Source organism: Roseovarius faecimaris (genome assembly GCF_009762325.1).
Taxonomy (GTDB): domain Bacteria; phylum Pseudomonadota; class Alphaproteobacteria; order Rhodobacterales; family Rhodobacteraceae; genus Roseovarius; species Roseovarius faecimaris.
This window is the reverse complement of record NZ_CP034348.1, coordinates 2,497,555-2,513,495: the sequence shown is the minus strand read 5'-3', so window position 1 is coordinate 2,513,495 and position 15,941 is coordinate 2,497,555. Positions and strand designations below refer to the sequence as shown.

The 15,941-nt window shown below is 59.8% G+C and carries 15 protein-coding genes; 12 read left to right on the top strand and 3 right to left on the bottom strand.

Translation table 11 applies throughout. From position 1 onward, the window contains the following. Positions 1–117: 117 nt before the first annotated feature. Positions 118–1,083 carry a LysR family transcriptional regulator gene (locus EI983_RS12800; protein WP_157707766.1) on the bottom strand — a complete coding sequence of 322 codons (966 nt, stop codon included), beginning with the start codon at positions 1,081–1,083 and terminating at the stop codon, positions 118–120. Positions 1,084–1,171: 88 nt separating this feature from the next. Here EI983_RS12800 and EI983_RS12795 point away from each other — a divergent pair, with 88 nt between their 5' ends. The 12 genes from EI983_RS12795 (at position 1,172) to EI983_RS12735 (ending at position 13,297) form a co-directional block, all read left to right on the top strand. After that, complete coding sequence (locus EI983_RS12795) at positions 1,172–2,044, top strand: ABC transporter permease (RefSeq protein ID WP_246162171.1); 873 nt, start codon at positions 1,172–1,174, stop codon at positions 2,042–2,044. 6 nt (positions 2,045–2,050) lie between these two features. Further along, positions 2,051–2,845, top strand: a complete 795-nt coding sequence (locus EI983_RS12790; protein WP_246162169.1) for an ABC transporter permease — start codon at positions 2,051–2,053, stop codon at positions 2,843–2,845. A 26-nt stretch (positions 2,846–2,871) separates the two neighbouring features. Next, positions 2,872–4,041 carry an ABC transporter substrate-binding protein gene (locus EI983_RS12785; protein WP_157707765.1) on the top strand — a complete coding sequence of 390 codons (1,170 nt, stop codon included), beginning with the start codon at positions 2,872–2,874 and terminating at the stop codon, positions 4,039–4,041. A 69-nt stretch (positions 4,042–4,110) separates the two neighbouring features. After that, the gene (locus EI983_RS12780) at positions 4,111–5,184 is read left to right on the top strand and encodes an ABC transporter ATP-binding protein (RefSeq protein ID WP_157707764.1); all 1,074 of its coding nucleotides are present in this window, start codon (positions 4,111–4,113) and stop codon (positions 5,182–5,184) included. Further along, on the top strand, positions 5,181–6,521 hold the full coding sequence (locus EI983_RS12775; RefSeq protein WP_157707763.1) for an aminotransferase family protein: 1,341 nt from the start codon (positions 5,181–5,183) through the stop codon (positions 6,519–6,521). The genes EI983_RS12780 and EI983_RS12775 overlap by 4 nt, the downstream gene beginning before the upstream one ends. A gap of 7 nt (positions 6,522–6,528) precedes the next feature. Beyond that, positions 6,529–7,458, top strand: coding sequence for a 3,5-dioxohexanoate:acetyl-CoA acetone transferase (gene kce, locus EI983_RS12770; protein WP_157707762.1), 930 nt, complete (start codon positions 6,529–6,531; stop codon positions 7,456–7,458). A 4-nt stretch (positions 7,459–7,462) separates the two neighbouring features. Next, positions 7,463–7,945, top strand: coding sequence for a GNAT family N-acetyltransferase (locus EI983_RS12765; RefSeq protein ID WP_157707761.1), 483 nt, complete (start codon positions 7,463–7,465; stop codon positions 7,943–7,945). Beyond that, positions 7,946–8,971 carry a histone deacetylase family protein gene (locus EI983_RS12760; RefSeq protein WP_157707760.1) on the top strand — a complete coding sequence of 342 codons (1,026 nt, stop codon included), beginning with the start codon at positions 7,946–7,948 and terminating at the stop codon, positions 8,969–8,971. Positions 8,972–9,371: 400 nt separating this feature from the next. Next, on the top strand, positions 9,372–10,796 hold the full coding sequence (locus EI983_RS12750; protein ID WP_157707758.1) for a circularly permuted type 2 ATP-grasp protein: 1,425 nt from the start codon (positions 9,372–9,374) through the stop codon (positions 10,794–10,796). A 4-nt stretch (positions 10,797–10,800) separates the two neighbouring features. Continuing rightward, the gene (locus tag EI983_RS12745; protein ID WP_157707757.1) at positions 10,801–11,742 is read left to right on the top strand and encodes an alpha-E domain-containing protein; all 942 of its coding nucleotides are present in this window, start codon (positions 10,801–10,803) and stop codon (positions 11,740–11,742) included. Between the two features lie 3 nt (positions 11,743–11,745). Next, positions 11,746–12,543, top strand: a complete 798-nt coding sequence (locus tag EI983_RS12740; protein ID WP_157707756.1) for a transglutaminase family protein — start codon at positions 11,746–11,748, stop codon at positions 12,541–12,543. A 28-nt stretch (positions 12,544–12,571) separates the two neighbouring features. Continuing rightward, positions 12,572–13,297, top strand: coding sequence for a proteasome-type protease (locus EI983_RS12735; RefSeq protein ID WP_157707755.1), 726 nt, complete (start codon positions 12,572–12,574; stop codon positions 13,295–13,297). Between the two features lie 91 nt (positions 13,298–13,388). Here the strand turns inward: EI983_RS12735 and EI983_RS12730 are convergent, their stop codons facing one another. Both EI983_RS12730 and EI983_RS12725 read right to left on the bottom strand, forming a co-directional pair. Next, positions 13,389–14,855 carry an acyl-CoA synthetase gene (locus EI983_RS12730; protein WP_246162167.1) on the bottom strand — a complete coding sequence of 489 codons (1,467 nt, stop codon included), beginning with the start codon at positions 14,853–14,855 and terminating at the stop codon, positions 13,389–13,391. 68 nt (positions 14,856–14,923) lie between these two features. Then, positions 14,924–15,940, bottom strand: a complete 1,017-nt coding sequence (locus EI983_RS12725) for a zinc-dependent alcohol dehydrogenase family protein (RefSeq protein WP_157707753.1) — start codon at positions 15,938–15,940, stop codon at positions 14,924–14,926. Position 15,941: the final 1 nt, after the last annotated feature.

The following is a 15,941-nucleotide window of genomic DNA, read 5'->3' as shown; positions in this document are numbered from 1 at the left end:
AACGGACAAGGCCTTGCAGGCCAAAGCCGCAATCCAGGTCTTGAACAGTGTTGCCAGAAGCCCTTTGCACATCTTCGAACAGAGGTGTTCATCGGCAAGCCAAGCTGTTTTCGAATGTCAGCTGGGCTTGTCATAGGTGCGGTCGGGCAGGGGGATCTCTTCAATGGCTTGTTTGAGCCGACGGATCATCAACTCTTCTGCGCGATTGAGGCGCTTGGCGGGGTTCGTGACAAGAAAGATGTCCACGGCCGGGGGGCTCTCGTAGGGCGGCAGCCGCCACAACCGGCCGCTGGCCACATCGCGTTCCATGACGTGGATTGGCAATGAACCGATCCCCATCCCGCACTCGATCATACGCCGCACCTCCTCCAGTTGAGAGGACCGGCCGACAATTTCATAGTCCAACCCCCATTTGCTGCGAAGCAACGCCACGGGCCGAAGCGCGTCGTTGATATCCTCCGTGTCAAAGGACACGGCCGGAAAATTGTGCAAATCTGACATCTTCAGGTTCTTGCGCCCGAACAGCGGATGCGACGGGCCGCAATAAAATCCGAAGAACTCACGGTAGAGCAGGTCATATTCCACGTCCTGGAACCTGCGATTGACGAGACAGATGCCAAAGCTGGCCGTGCGCTCCCGTACCGCCTGCACCACTCTGACACTCGTGTCGATCCGGATGTTGAAGCGGATTTTCGGGTGATCGCGGCTGAGCGCCTTCAATTCGTTGTCCAGAAGCGGGGTGACGACATGGCTGGCCAGCAAAATGCGGATCTCGCCTGAAATCTCGTTCACCGCCTCGCGCAGGGCTTCAGGCAGCCGCCCGACACCTCCGAACATTTCGCTGCATTCGGTGTAAAGCCTGCGCCCGGCCGCCGTCAGACGGAACGTGCCATGGCCCCGGTCGACAAGCCGACATCCCAGCTCGGTCTCCAGCCGCTTCAGTGCAAGGCTGACCGAAGGCTGCCCGCGCAGCAGCCTGTGCGCGGCAAGGGTGATGCTTTGCTCCTCCGCGATCACAAGGAAGGTGCGCAGCAAGTTCCAGTCGAGCTGGAAAACGAATTTGGTGTCGATATCGACAGACATTAACAAGATCAATCTTCTGTATTCAGGTTATCAATTTCTTCAATTTGCTGTCGGCATGCAATAGTCTTCGTAACCTGAAGGAAGTTCCTTGTCCGACGCAAACTTACCCATCGATCGCCGTCCCTGGCTCTTGCTGTCACCAGCGCTTGTGTTCATCACCGCGCTTGTGGTCATCCCCATGGCCTTCATTCTGGTCTATTCGTTTTATGAGAATATCGATCTGGCGGTGGACGTCCCTGCATTTCAGTTCGGCAACTGGCAGGAGCTCTTTACCGATAGCTACTACCATACCGCGATCTGGAAAACGCTGCGCCTTTCGGTGATCGTCACCGTTCTGGCGGCGGTGCTGGGCTATATTCCCGCATATGTGATCGCGATGACCAAGTACCGGCACAAATGGCTGCTGCTTTTGCTGCTGATCCTGCCCTTCTGGATCAGCTTCATCATCCGCACGCTGAGCTGGATCCACATCTTCGGCAATCAGGGCGCGCTGAACGGGTTGATGAACCTGCTGGGGCTGGGGGATCTGCCGATCCAGATCATGTATACCGAATTCACCGTTATTGTGGGCTTTATCCACGTCTTCCTGCCTTACATGATCCTGAACGTCTATGTGAGCCTCGAAGGTATAGACGAGAACCTCGAACCGGCAGCGCGAACGCTGGGGGCAACCCCCTGGCAGGCCTTTCGAGAGGTGACGCTGCCGCTTTCGCTGCCGGGGCTTGCGGCGGGATCGCTGCTGGTTTTCGTTCTGACCGGGGGCAGCTATGTCACGCCGCTGATCCTTGGCGGACCGAGCGATTTCCTCTTTGGCAACCTGGTCTATGACGCTGTCGTGACCGAGCTGAACTGGCCGATGGGCGCAACCCTTTCCTTCACCCTTCTGTTCCTTCTGGGCAGCGTTGTCATCCTCTACAGCCGCCTGATGGGGATGAACCAACTGGCCAAGGCGTTTGGGTAGGCCGTCATGATGAAACCCCGCGTCTGGACCTTGCTGAAGTTTTACACCTTGCTGGTTTACGGCTTCATGTTTGCGCCGATCGTGGTGGTGTTGATCCTGGCCTTCAATTCCTCGCAATTCGGCGGTTTCCCGATCGAAGGCTTCAGCTTGCGCTGGTTTTATGAACTGGCTGAAAACGAGGCCATCGTGCGGGCCCTGCGCACATCGCTGTTGCTTGGTGCGCTGACCGCGCTCATCGCCACCACGCTCGGCGTGCTCGCCAGCATGGCGCTGGTGCGGTACCGGTTTCCGGGCAAACAATGGATCACGACCTTCCTGATTTCGCCTGTTCTGGTGCCGGAAACCGTGCTGGCGGTGGGCTTGCTGATCTTCCTGCGCTGGCTGCATATGCCGCGCAGTTTCATGCTGTTGCTGATCGGGCATTCGATCATCGCTCTGCCTTTCGTGGTGCTGGTTGTGCAGGCGCGCCTGATCGGCATCCGCAAGGATTACGAGGAAGCGGCGCGCTCGCTGGGGGCGAACCCGGTGCAAACCTTCTTCCAGATCACCCTGCCGCTTTTGATGCCCGCCGTTTTCGCCGGCGCGCTTTTTGCCTTCACCATCTCTTTTGACAACATCACCGCCACGATCTTCTGGCGGCCATCGGGGATGGAGACGGTGCCAACACAAATTTTCGGAATGCTGCGCAATTCCGTCAGCCCGGAAATCAACGCTCTGGGTTTCGTGATGATCTGCATCACGGTGGGCCTTCCGCTTCTGGCGGGCGGGCTGGCCCGGTATTTTTCACGCCGCAAAATCTGAACCAACAGAAACATGGGAGACGATATATGACCAAGAAATACGACAGTGTGACCCGCTATGAGCGCCTGCGCGAGGCGGTGGGCAATGGCGATGTGGACCGCCGGACGTTTTTTGGCCTTCTGGGGTCCGCCGGGATCACCGCGGGCCTTTCCGGCGGGATCATGACAGCGATGGCCAGGCAGGCCCGTGCCGCCGGCACCGAACTGCATTTCGAGGGGTGGGGGGGTGTCGTGTCAGAGGCCCTTCGCAAGAACGCCTTTGATCCCTACGAAGCCGCAACCGGCAACAAGGTGATCGATGCGACCTTCGGTGGTGAAAACGAGGTGCTGACGAAGGTGAAGGCCGCAGGCAGCACCGATGGCCACAACATTCTGCACAGCTCCGGGATCACTTGGTACAAACGGTGGGTCGACAACGGCTATGATGTGCAGCTGAACCTCGACAACATTCCCAACATGTCCAACGTCATGGAGGCGATGATCGAACCCTTCCGCAAGATCACGCCCGATGGCCTGTCTGCCGTGCCCTATGACTATGGCACGACCGGCATCGCCTACAACACCGAGCATGTCAGCAAGGAAAAGGCGATGGAGCTGGGCGCCAACCTGCTGCTCGATCCCGAGCTGAAGGGCAAGATCGGGGGCTGGGGCGGCGACTGGGCCAACCGCGCCTGGTATGGCGCGCTGCAGTCCGGGCAGGATCCGAACGACATTCAGGACTGGGATGCCGTCTGGGACAAGGCGCGCGAACATCGCGATCTCGTGCTCAAATACTGGTCCTCGGGGGCCGAGTTGATGGACTTGCTGGCCAAGGGAGAGATCTACGTGACCGAGGCCTGGTCGGGCCGGGTTGCAGCCCTTCAGGCCCAGGGGCATCCGATCGCCTATATGGACCCGCCCAACGGTCTGGCCTGGATGGAAACCATGTTCGTCATGAAAGGCTCGCCCATGGAAGAGGCCGAAGCGCTTCTGAACTTCATGCTGGCACCCGAGACCGCCATCGCCGTGGCCGTCGGGCAAAAATATCCGCCGTCGCTCGACCCGACGAAAGTGGACATGCCAGAAGAGGTCAAGAACCTGCCGGCCTTCGATCCGACCGGCAAGCTCGAAGGGCTGGTCTTCCGCGACCCTGCCGCGTGGAATCCGCATGAGAAAGAGCAGGGCAAACAGTGGAACCGTGTCCAGAAGGGCGGTTGAACCCACAGTCTCTGAAGCGGGCCGCCGATGGGCGGCCCGCATACACCCCAAAGGAAACTGACGACACAAATGGCGCGGGTTGAATTAAAAACAGTACGCAAGAGCTTTGGATCGGTTGTCGCCGTGCAAGGCGCGGATGTGGTATTTGAGGAAGGGTCTTTCACCACGTTGCTTGGCCCCTCTGGCTGTGGCAAGACGACGATCCTACGCATGATCTCCGGCCTTGAGGCGCCGAGCAGCGGCGACATCCTGATCGGAGACACACGCATCAACGATGTGCCTATTCACAAGCGCAATCTAGGGCTGGTGTTTCAGAATTACGCGTTGTTCCCGCATCGCACCATTGCCGAGAATATCGCCTTTGGCCTGAAATACCGCGATGTGCCCAAGTCCGATATCGCCAGGAAAGTGTCTGATGCGCTCGACATTGTGCGCCTGCCTGGCGTCGAAGACCGTTATCCAACGCAGCTTTCCGGTGGTCAGCAGCAACGCATCGCATTGGCCCGGGCCATTGTCATCGAACCCGACGTTCTGCTCCTGGATGAACCGCTATCGGCGCTCGACGCCAATCTGCGCGAAGAGATGCGGGTGGAGTTGAAAACCATTCAAGACCGGATCGGCGTCACATCGATTTTCGTGACCCACGATCAGTCTGAAGCGCTGGCCATGTCCGACAAGATCATCGTGATGAGCGCAGGCAGGATCGAACAGATCGGCACCCCCGAAGATGTCTATAATACGCCTGCTTCCGAGTTTGTGGCCGCCTTTCTGGGCGCGTCAAACTTGTTGGAGGCGCGCGTCACGGCACGCGATGCCACCCATGTGGTGCTGGAAACAGCAGAGTTCGGCACGACCCCGGTGCCGCTCTCTCATGCTGCGACGCTGGGGGACGAGCCGACTGCCAAACTGATGGTGCGCGCAGAAAAGCTGACATTGGCCCCGCAAGGCGGCGAGGGCGTCGAGGCGGTGGTCGAAGCCGTCGACTATCAGGGGCAACTGGCGCGTTACTTCCTGCGCGTTGGCGAGACGCGGATGCAAGCCATGAACATGATCCAGGGCAAACCCTTTGCCGAGGGCGAGACCGTGGCGCTGGCGCTAAACACGGATGCCTGCGCGGCTTTGCCGGTGGAGCGCGCGACATGAGCCGCCTCTTTTATCAGACCCGGCTGGAACGGCCGCAACTGGACCGTGCCGACGGCATCTACATGTGGGACGTGACCGGCAAGCGCTATATCGACGGGTCTTCCGGCGCGATGGTCAGCAATATCGGACATTCGAACCCGCGTGTTCTGGCCGCGATGAAGACGCAGATGGAAAAGTCGACCTTCGGCTATCGCCTGCATTTCCAGACCGAAGCCTCCGAGGCGTTGGCCGAGCGGGCCGCGGGGCTGGCGCCCGAGGGGCTGAACCGGGTGTTTTTTGTCTCTGGCGGGTCAGAAGCCACCGAAAGTGCCATGAAACTGGCGCGGCAATACGCGCTGACACGAGGCCAGGCGCAGCGCTACAAGGTCATATCGCGGATGCCCTCCTATCATGGGGCGACCCTCGGGGCGCTGTCCGTCACCGGCTATGCTCCGATGACCGCCCCTTTTGATCCGATGATGCGGGCAATGCCCAAGATTCCGGCGCCGCGGGCCTATCTCGACGGGCTGGATCCCGACGACCCCGCCACAGGAGCGCATTACGCGCAGATGCTCGAGGACAAGATCCTGGAAGAGGGGCCGCAGACCGTGCTGGCCTTCATCGTCGAGCCGATCGGCGGTGCATCCACAGGTGCGCTGGTCTCGCCCGCAGGTTACATGCAGCGCATCCGCCAGATTTGCGACCATTACGGCGTCCTGCTCATTCATGACGAAGTGATGACGGGGGGCGGTCGCACCGGGCGCTTTTTCGCGGCCGAGCATTGGGACGTAGCCCCCGATCTGATCTGCCTCTCCAAAGGCTTCGGCGGCGGCTATGTCCCCTTGGGTGCAGTGATCGCCCGCGATGACATGGTGGAGGCGGTTCTGGACGCGGGCGGATTCATCCATGGCCATACCTATGCGGGCAATCCGCTGGCCTGCGCGGCCGGGCTCGCTGTGATCGACGAGATCGAGGAGAACGGCCTGATGGCCAACACATGCCGCATGGGTGCGCATTTGAAATCGCGGCTGAGCGATCTGATGCAGAAATATCCGATGATCGGCGATGTCCGTGGCGAGGGGCTTTTGCTGGCGTTTGAGTTGATGGCGGACCGGCGCAGCAAGACCCCGTTGCCGGTTGAGTTCAATGCCTTCGACCGGCTGGTCGAGATCGCCTATCAGAACGGCTTGATCATCTATTCGCGGCGTACGCGCGGGGGGCTGTCGGGGGATCACTTCCTCGTCTGCCCGCCGATGATTGTGAACGAGCCGCAATTGGACGAGTTGATCGGTTTGCTCGATCAGTCCCTGTCGCAATTCATGGCGGAGGTTCCGTCCGACCTGTTCCGGACGGCGTGAGGACCCGATGAGCAAGACGATCATCACCTGCGCGATCACCGGTTCGATCCACACGCCGTCGATGTCGCCCCACTTGCCCTGGAAGCCATCCGATATTGCGAAACAGTCGGTCGATGCAGCCAGAGCAGGGGCCGCGATCCTGCATCTGCATGCGCGCGACCCGAACGATGGCCGCCCTTCGGCGGACCCGGCCCATTTCGCGCAGTTCCTGCCGCATATCGCAGCGGAATGCGACGCGGTGATCAATCTCTCCACCGGTGGCAGTGCCGTCATGAGCCTTGATGACCGGCTGAAGGCGGCGCTGAGGTTCTGTCCGGAGATGTGTTCGCTCAACATGGGCAGCATGAATTTCGCGCTTTATCCCATGGCCGACAAACCGCGCGACTGGCTCTTTGACTGGGAAGAGCCGTTCTTGCGCGGCACCGACGATCTGGTGTTCAAGAATACCCCGCGCGACATTGCGGGTATCATGACCCGGATGGGAAAAGAGCGCGGCGCGAAGTTCGAGTTCGAATGCTATGACATCAGCCACCTCTACATGCTGAAGCATTTCGTGGAGCGTGACATGGTGCAGGCTCCTTTCTTTATCCAGTTCGTGTTCGGCGTACTCGGTGGCATGGGCCCCGACGCGGACACGCTGGATCACCTCATCACGCTGGCGGACAAGTTGTTCGGTGAGGATTACATGTTCTCGGTGCTGGCTGCCGGGCGTCAGCAGATCCCCATGGCCGCGCGCGCGGCAGAGCTGGGCGGTCATGTCCGTGTCGGACTTGAGGACAACCTGATGATCTCGCGCGGGGTGATGGCCCACTCCAACGCCGAGCAGGTCATGCAAATTCGCGATATCATCGAAGGGATGGGGCACTCGGTTGCGACCCCTGGCGAGGCACGCGCCATGCTGGGTCTGAAGGGCGCGGACAAGGTGGCGGCGGTCTGAGACGATGGAGAGGTTTCGCCTTCTGGACGCGACACCCGCGCATGTGCCTTTGCTGCAGGCCGGTCTCGCCGCGCTGTCGGCGGAGCTTGGCGACCCGCACCGCATTGAGGAGGGTGTCCTGCACTCGGCCCTCTTTGCTCCAAAACCAGCCTGCCACGGTGTGCTGGCGCTTGATGCGGACGACGCACTTGAAGCGGTGGCGCTGTTTTCTCCTGTGGTCTCCACGTCGACGGGGGGCGCCGGAGCATATGTTTCCGACCTGTGGGTGGCAGAACACATGCGCGGCAGCGGCCTGGGCTATGCGCTGCTTTGCCATGTCGCGCAACGGGCTCAGACATTCTGGCAGGCGCGTTTCATCCGTCTGGTCAGCTATGCGCATAATATGGGGGCACGCGGTTTCTACGCCCGGCTCGGCTTTGTCGAGAAAGGCGATGACCTTGTACTTCAGCTCTCTGGCGAGGCATTCGAACACCTAGAAGGAACCTGAATGAAAGCGTTTTTTGACGACCGACAAGGCAAGCACGATCCCAGGCATTTCATGGCCAACGGTGCCCTGCTGCCGAACCCGGAAACACCGGAACGCATCGCGCGGCTGAAGGCCGGAGCGCAGGCGGCTGGATGCAATTTCGGGAGGCCGGAGGATGCGGGCCTTTGCCCGATCGCGGCGGTGCATAGCGCCGAGTATCTCAGCTTTCTGCAAAACATCTACACCCGCTGGTGCCGAATAGACGGAGCAGGCGAAGAGGTGATCCCCAATATCCATCCGGCCAACCGCACCGACAGCTATCCGAAATCCGCGATCGGTCAGGCGGGTTATCATCAGGCCGACACCGCTTGTCCGATCGCTGAACACACCTGGGAGGCGGCCTACTGGTCGGCGCAATCGGCGATTGCCGGGGTTGATGCCTTACTGGCAGGCGAGAGCGCGGCCTATGCCTTGTCCCGCCCGCCGGGGCACCACGCGTTCACCGACATGGCCGGTGGCTTTTGCTTTCTGAACAATTCCGGCATCGCCGCCGAACGGCTGCGCGCGGCCGGGCATCGCCCCGCAATTCTGGACGTGGATGTGCATCACGGCAACGGGACACAAGGCATGTTCTACACCCGCGACGATGTGCTGACCGTATCCATTCATGCCGACCCGGCGCGTTTCTATCCCTTTTTCTGGGGTCATGCGCAGGAGCGTGGCAAAGATGCCGGGCTGGGCTGCAATCTCAACCTGCCTTTGGTGCGCGGCACCGGAGATGACGCCTATCTGGCGACGCTTGATACCGCATTGAACCGGATTAGCGCCTTCGGAGCGACCGCCTTGGTCGTGGCACTTGGGCTCGACGCGCATGAAGAGGACCCGTTTCAGGGTCTCGCTATCACGACAGCGGGGTTTGCCCGGATCGCCAAAGCCATTGCCGCCATGGGCCTGCCCACGCTCTATGTGCAGGAGGGCGGGTATCTTTCGGATGCTCTGGCCACCAACCTCACCAGCTTCCTGACCGGGGCGCTGGGAGAGACATGACACCGGGATTGTCAGCTCTGTCATGACCGGCCGCCGCTGCTTTGCCGGGTGCTGTGCGGCTTGTCTTGTGATTTTCCGCCCTGATCTTCGAAGATTGAAACACTGTAGCATCTTTTGGAACGTCGTTTCGGGCTTGGATGGCAAACCGCCCAAAGCAACTATTCACTGAGCCTTTTCCATGTTGCGATCCGGCCCGCCTTTGCGGTTATTGGTCGGGCAGCAGTCATATGCTCTCAGTTCCTCCAAGGGAAATTGTACGCGAACATGAGGTGCTTTGATTTCGTGCGAAGCGCCCATAAAATAGTCAAAACCAAATGTCCTTAACCAATTCACGAAGTGGACTCTGGTCAGCAGGCCGCAACTTTGCGCCTCATCCTCAACGCGCATGCAGGGAGTGAAAATGGGGAATTCGGCTATCTTCGACGAGATGTGGGGCTGCGATGAACAGTTGAGGCAGCCATATGAAGAGTTTCACCGGTGGTTCGACGGTGAAGACCCTAAACGCTTGAGGTCAAAACAGCGCGAAGCGGAAGAGCTTTTCCGACTGACCGGGATCACGTTCAACGTTTATGGACGTGCCGAGGCCGAAGAGCGCCTGATCCCCTTCGACATTATCCCGCGCATTATCTCCGAACGCGAGTGGGCGCGTGTGACCAGAGGTATCGAGCAGCGTGTTCGCGCGATCAATGCCTTCCTCTATGACATTTACCACAAGCAGGAGATTATCAAAGCAGGGCGCATCCCCCGAGAAATGATCAGCCGAAACGCGGCGTTCGAGCCCAAGATGATTGGCGTGAAACCTCCCGGCGGCGTGTATACCCATATCGTCGGGATCGACCTTGTCCGCACTGGGCCTGATGAATTTTTCGTTCTTGAGGACAACGCCCGGACGCCAAGCGGCGTCAGCTACATGCTTGAAAACCGCGAGACGATGTTGCGGATGTTTCCGGAGTTGTTTTCCCAGAACCGCGTCAAGAGTGTGCAAAGCTATCCAACGGATCTTCGGCGGTCCCTGGCGGCCTGTGCTCCGGACACCACCAACGCCCAACCGGTCGTGGCGGTGCTCACCCCTGGGATTTACAACTCGGCTTACTTTGAACATGCCTTTCTGGCTGATCAGATGGGTGTCGAACTGGTTGAGGGGCATGACCTCAGGGTGGTGGATGGTAGGGTGGCGATGCGTACAACGCGCGGATACAAATCGATCGATGTGCTCTACAGACGTGTCGACGACGATTTTATCGATCCATTGAATTTCAACCCGGAGAGCCAGCTCGGCGTGCCGGGGCTTATGGATGTCTATCGCGCGGGCGGCATTACCCTGGCGAATGCCCCCGGCACCGGGATTGCCGATGACAAGGCGATTTACAGCTATATGCCCGAGATCGTCGAATTCTACACCGGTGAACCCCCGCTTCTTCGGAATGTGCCCACCTGGCGTTGTTCAGAACCTGATCAACTGGCCTATGTGCTTGATAACCTTGAGGATCTGGTTGTCAAAGAAGTTCACGGGTCAGGGGGATATGGAATGCTGATCGGTCCCACCGCCTCAAAGAAAGAGATCGCGGCCTTCAGGCGAAAACTGAAGGCCCGCCCAGGTAACTACATTGCTCAGCCCACGCTCAGCCTTTCGACCGTACCCATCTTTGCCCGTCAGGGCCTGACCCCGAGACATGTCGATTTGCGTCCCTTCGTTCTGGTCAGTCCGCAGGAGATCAAGATCAGCGCGGGTGGACTGACACGGGTTGCACTCAAGAAGGGCTCTCTGGTGGTGAACTCCAGCCAAGGCGGCGGCACCAAGGACACTTGGGTGGTGGAGGACTGACACGATGCTGGGCAAAACGGCAAACGGACTGTTCTGGATGTTCCGCTCACTGGAGCGCGCGGAAAACACGGCGCGGCTGATTGAAACGGGGCAAAGGATTGCGCTGACGCGCATGGATCTGGGCGAAAATGAGTGGCGTTCCGTGCTGCAAACGGCCGGCAGTCTTGATCAGTTCACCGCCACCCGCGATGAGCTGAGCAAGGAGGCTGTGATCGACTGGTTATTGCGCGATCGTGAGAACCCATCGTCGGTCTTGTCCTCTATCGAAACGGCACGGCAAAACGCCCGACTTGTGAGAACAGCCCTGACACACGAGGTTTGGGAGGCGACGAATGCCGCCTATATGAGCGCGCGCGAGATGCTGGCGCGCAAGGTCGGTGAACGGGATCTGCCCGGTGTACTGGGGGCGATGCGTCAGAGCGCGGCGCTTGTTCGGGGAATGACCCACGGCACGATGCTTCGGAATGACATTTATGACTTCGCGCGCCTCGGGACGTTTATCGAGCGCGCGGACAACACTGCGCGTATCCTCGACGTGAAATACTATGTGCTCTTGCCGTCGGCCAGTGCGGTCGGATCATCCCTGGATAATGTGCAGTGGGAATCCATTCTGCGTTCTGTTTCAGCACGCGGCGGCTTTCGTATGGAATATGGCGCGGGTGCAGGTACGCGCGAGATCGCCCAATTTCTCATCCTTGACAGGCGGATGCCGCGCTCGCTTGCGTTCTGTGTGCGCAAGCTAATCGACAACCTTGGCTATCTTGACCGAGACCAGCCCCATCCCAGTACCGCACAGGTCAAGGCCCAGCAGATTGAACGGATGTATCTGAGCCACGACATCGACGCGGTCTTTGAGTATGGACTTCATGAGCACATCCAGAAGGTTTTGACCCTTCTGGCTGATCTTTCGGTTCAAATCGAAACGGATTTTCGGTTCTATGAGTAGACCATGCGCCTGACCATCCGCCACGAGACCCGTTATCACTTTGCCGCGCCGGTGAAATACGGTCTGCAGCAACTTCGCAAAACGCCGAAATCCTCGCACAAACAAAAGGTCCTGTCCTGGCGCACCCTGGTGGACGGTGGCAGGCGTGAACTGACCTATGAGGATCACCACAACAACTCCGTTGAGTTGATCGGGTTCGAGCGCGACGTGCAGGAACTGCTCGTGGTGAGCGAGGGAGAGGTGGAACTGAACGGCGACGACGGCATTGTTGGTGCGCATCAAGGCAAGGCGCCGCTCTGGTTGTTCCTGAACGCGACCAGGCGGACCGAAGCGCGCCAAGGCATCAAGGCATTCCTGCGGGGCCTGCCGGATCTGGAGCCGCTGGCGCAGCTGCATGCCTTGTCTGACAGAATTCGTGAAACTGTCAGCTATAAGCTGGGCGCCTCTGATCCGGACTGGACCGCGGAAGAGGCTCTTGCCGCAGGCAAAGGGGTATGCCAGGACCATACGCATGTGTTCCTGAGTTGCGCGCGTGAGTTGGGATATCCGGCACGCTACGTGTCCGGGTATCTGATGTTGAACGACCGCACTGTTCAGGACGCAATGCATGCCTGGGCAGAAGCGCATGTTGAAGGGCTCGGTTGGGTCGGTTTTGACGTGTCCAACGGGATTTCTCCTGATACACGGTACGTGCGCGTCGCGACGGGCTTGGACTATGGCGAAGCTGCACCGGTATCGGGCACGCGCATCGGCGGCGACAAAGAAACTTTGTCCGTCTCGATTGATGTGGCGCAGCAATAGGAATGCTCGAATGACATACTGTGTGGGAATGATGCTCGAAGCTGGGCTCGTTTTCATGTCCGACACGCGGACGAATGCCGGGCTCGACAATATTTCGACCTTTCGGAAAATGGCGATCTGGGAAGCTCCCGGCGACCGGTCGCTGACGCTGATGTCGGCAGGCAACCTTGCAACCACCCAGGCGGTTGTGAGCCTTCTGGACGAGCGCAGCATTTCCTCTGAAGAACGCGCGCCATCATTGCTTGCCGCCCCATCCATGTTCCAGGCGGCGCGCATGACCGCCGACACCCTTAGGGAGGTGATCGCGGAACATGCCGATACAGGCCAAAGGGCGGACAGCACCTTCAATGCAACCCTGTTGCTCGGAGGTCAGATAAAAGGGGGGCCGCCTCGGCTTTTCCTCATTTATCCCGAGGGGAATTTCATCGAAGCCTCGGCGGACACGCCATTCTTCCAGATTGGCGAGACGAAATATGGCCGCCCCATACTGGTGCGCGCCTATGATCCGGGCTTGAGTTTTGAAGCCGCGATGAAGCTCCTGCTCGTCAGTTTCGACTCAACACTCAAAGCCAATCTGACGGTGGGGGCACCGTTTGATTTTCATTTCTACGAAACCGACAGCCTGAAAACCGGCCGAACGGGACGTATCGACATTGACGACCCCTATTATCAATCCGTTTCCAGACGATGGGGCGAGGCGTTGCGCGAAGCATTGGAGATGCTTCCGGACTTCACAATCGAGCCCGATCTCTGACGGATTGCTCCCGCGTCAGGCGGCTTCGGAATGGTGCGCTCTTTTCGCGACGGGAGATCGGCCAGATGCGGGACTATGCCCGACCATCCGATCAGCTCTTCCAATACAGATCGCGCAGTTTGCGTTTGTAGAGTTTTCCGGTGGCCGACCTTGGCAGGTCATCAAAAAAATCAATACTGCGCGGGCATTTGAGCGGCGACAGACGATCCCGGCAATAGGCAATCAGGGTCTGTTTCAGCGCCTCGGATTGGGGGTGCGACGGAACGAGTTGCACGATCGCCTTGACCTCTTCCCCAAACTCCTCATTTGGCACCCCGATCACCGCCGTATCCAGCACAGCCGGATGCGCAAGCAGTATGTCCTCGGTTTCCTGCGGATAGATATTCACCCCGCCCGAGATGATGACAAAGGATTTGCGGTCGGTGAGGTAGAGGTAGCCCTCGTCATCCACATGCCCGATATCGCCCAATGTGGTCCAGCCCTGCGCATTGGTGCAGGCGGCAGTCTTGGCTGTGTCCTTGTGATAGGCAAATTGATGGCCGTTCTCGAAATAGACCTCGCCGGTTTGACCCACGGGCAGTTCCATACCGGTTTCGTCGCAGATATGCAGCGTTCCCAGTTTGGCCTTACCGACAGATCCGGGATGGGTCAGCCACTCGGCGCTGGTGATCGCGGTGAAGCCGTTGTTTTCGGTGCCGGCATAGTATTCGTGTATGATCTCGCCCCACCACTCGATCATCCGCCTTTTGATATCTTGCGGGCAGGGTGCCGCGGCATGGACCGCCATTTTCATCGAGGACAGATCAAAGCCCAACCGCTCGTTTTCCGGCAGTTTCAACAGGCGCACGAACATCGTCGGCACCCATTGGCTATGGGTGATGCGGTGCCGCTCGATCAGGCGCAGGGCCTCGGCGGCGTCGAACCGGCGCATGATATAGGACGTGCCGCCCATCTTGATCGTGACCATGGAATGCCTGAGCGGCGCCGCATGATAGAGCGGTGCCGGGCTGAGATAGCGGGTGTCACGATCATAACCGAACAGGCCCGACAGCAGATCGATCAGCATCCCGCGCGCGCCCGGCTTTTCATCAGGCAGGGCCCATTTGATACCTTTCGGGCGCCCGGTTGTGCCCGAGGAATAGAGCATGTCCAAGCCCTGACGCTCGTCCGGGATCGGCGTGGCGGGCATTGTGGCAAGGGTTCTGGACCAGTTGGAGAAGCCCCCGTCCTGCGTGCCAACGATGAAAATCTCGCAGCGGCTTTGCGGCGCCAGCGATGTGGCCAGACCGGTAAACGGCTCGGACGCGATCAGCAGCCGGGCCTCGCAATCCCCCAGGATAAAGGCGATCTCGCTTTCTGACAGATGCGTGCTGATGGTGGTGTAATAGACACCGGCCCGGTCTGCCGCGAAACAGATTTCAAGGAATTCGCGCCGGTTATCCATCAGGATCGCGATGTGATCCCCCACGCCGATACCCCGTGACCGCAACAGATGTGCCCCCTGGTTGGCGCGCGCCTCCAAGTCGGCGAAACTGACGGTCTCGCCGGTATCGCACATCACGAAAGCCGGTTTGTCTGGTGGGTGAAATCTCGGCTGATAGATATGCGAGGACATGGTCACGGCACTCAGAATGCGATCAGCGTCTTGCCGAAATGACCGCCCTTGCGCAGGTGCTCCAGCGCGGGCTTCAGGTTCTCGAAAGCGAAGGTTTCGCCCAGCACCGGGCGTGTTTCATGCTGTGCCATGGCGGCCAGCATCGCCTCGAACCCGTCGCGATGGCCCACGGTGACGCCTTGCAGGCGCACCTGCCGGGCCACAATCGGGCCAAGCGAGGCCTCGATATTCAGCCCTGACAGTACCCCGATCATTGACAGCGTGCCCCCCGGGCGCACGGCGCGCAGCGACAGGGGCAGCGTCTTGGCCCCGCCCAGTTCGATGATATTGTCGAACCCGCCACGATCCGCCGTGATCTGGCGGCTGGCGCGGGCCCAATCCTCGGTCTCACTGTAATTGATCGTCTCGTCCGCCCCCATGGTACGGACCTTCTCCAGCTTGTCATCGGCGGAGGAGATCACGGTGACATGCGCGCCATGCATCTTGGCAAAGGCCAGCGCAAACAGCGCCACACCGCCGGTACCCTGCACCAGAATACGGTCCCCGGCCTTGGTCCTGCCAAGGGTCGCAATCGCGCTCCAGGCGGTCAGTGCCGCGCATGGCAGGCAGGCGGCCTCGGCATCGCTCAGATAGCCGGGTACTTTCACCACTCCCTCCTGGGACAGGCAGACCAGATCTGCCATGACGCCGTCGAGCGGCCCGCCAAGCGCCGAGGCGAACCGCGCGGGCGTGGGTTCACCACTGGTCCAGTTCTGGAAATAGGTGGGGCAAACCCTGTCCCCCACCGCGACACGGGTGACATCCGCACCGATCTCGACAACCTCGCCCACACCATCGGATACCGGGATCAGGGGCAGGTCGCCGGTAGCGCGGCCATAGCCGCGTTCAGGCACGATCAGATCGCGGGAATTGAGCGACGCCATCCGCATCCGGATCACGACCTCGCCCGGGCCGGGCGAGGGGGCAGGGCGCTTGGACAGGTTGAGATTGTCAAAGCCCCAATCGCCTTCGATCTGGAAAACGCGCATG

Bases quoted from the DNA above. Each gene is read 5' to 3' on its own strand.
- EI983_RS12775 (WP_157707763.1), top strand. From the start codon at position 5,181: ATGAGCCGCCTCTTTTATCAGACCCGGCTGGAACGGCCGCAACTGGAC.
- EI983_RS12730 (WP_246162167.1), bottom strand. From the start codon at position 14,855: ATGTGCGATACCGGCGAGACCGTCAGTTTCGCCGACTTGGAGGCGCGC.
- EI983_RS12735 (WP_157707755.1), top strand. From the start codon at position 12,572: ATGATGCTCGAAGCTGGGCTCGTTTTCATGTCCGACACGCGGACGAAT.
- EI983_RS12725 (WP_157707753.1), bottom strand. From the start codon at position 15,940: ATGCGCGTTTTCCAGATCGAAGGCGATTGGGGCTTTGACAATCTCAAC.
- EI983_RS12780 (WP_157707764.1), top strand. From the start codon at position 4,111: ATGGCGCGGGTTGAATTAAAAACAGTACGCAAGAGCTTTGGATCGGTT.
- EI983_RS12800 (WP_157707766.1), bottom strand. From the start codon at position 1,083: ATGTCTGTCGATATCGACACCAAATTCGTTTTCCAGCTCGACTGGAAC.
- EI983_RS12740 (WP_157707756.1), top strand. From the start codon at position 11,746: ATGCGCCTGACCATCCGCCACGAGACCCGTTATCACTTTGCCGCGCCG.
- EI983_RS12760 (WP_157707760.1), top strand. From the start codon at position 7,946: ATGAAAGCGTTTTTTGACGACCGACAAGGCAAGCACGATCCCAGGCAT.
- EI983_RS12790 (WP_246162169.1), top strand. From the start codon at position 2,051: ATGATGAAACCCCGCGTCTGGACCTTGCTGAAGTTTTACACCTTGCTG.
- kce (WP_157707762.1), top strand. From the start codon at position 6,529: ATGAGCAAGACGATCATCACCTGCGCGATCACCGGTTCGATCCACACG.
- EI983_RS12750 (WP_157707758.1), top strand. From the start codon at position 9,372: ATGGGGAATTCGGCTATCTTCGACGAGATGTGGGGCTGCGATGAACAG.
- EI983_RS12785 (WP_157707765.1), top strand. From the start codon at position 2,872: ATGACCAAGAAATACGACAGTGTGACCCGCTATGAGCGCCTGCGCGAG.
- EI983_RS12745 (WP_157707757.1), top strand. From the start codon at position 10,801: ATGCTGGGCAAAACGGCAAACGGACTGTTCTGGATGTTCCGCTCACTG.
- EI983_RS12765 (WP_157707761.1), top strand. From the start codon at position 7,463: ATGGAGAGGTTTCGCCTTCTGGACGCGACACCCGCGCATGTGCCTTTG.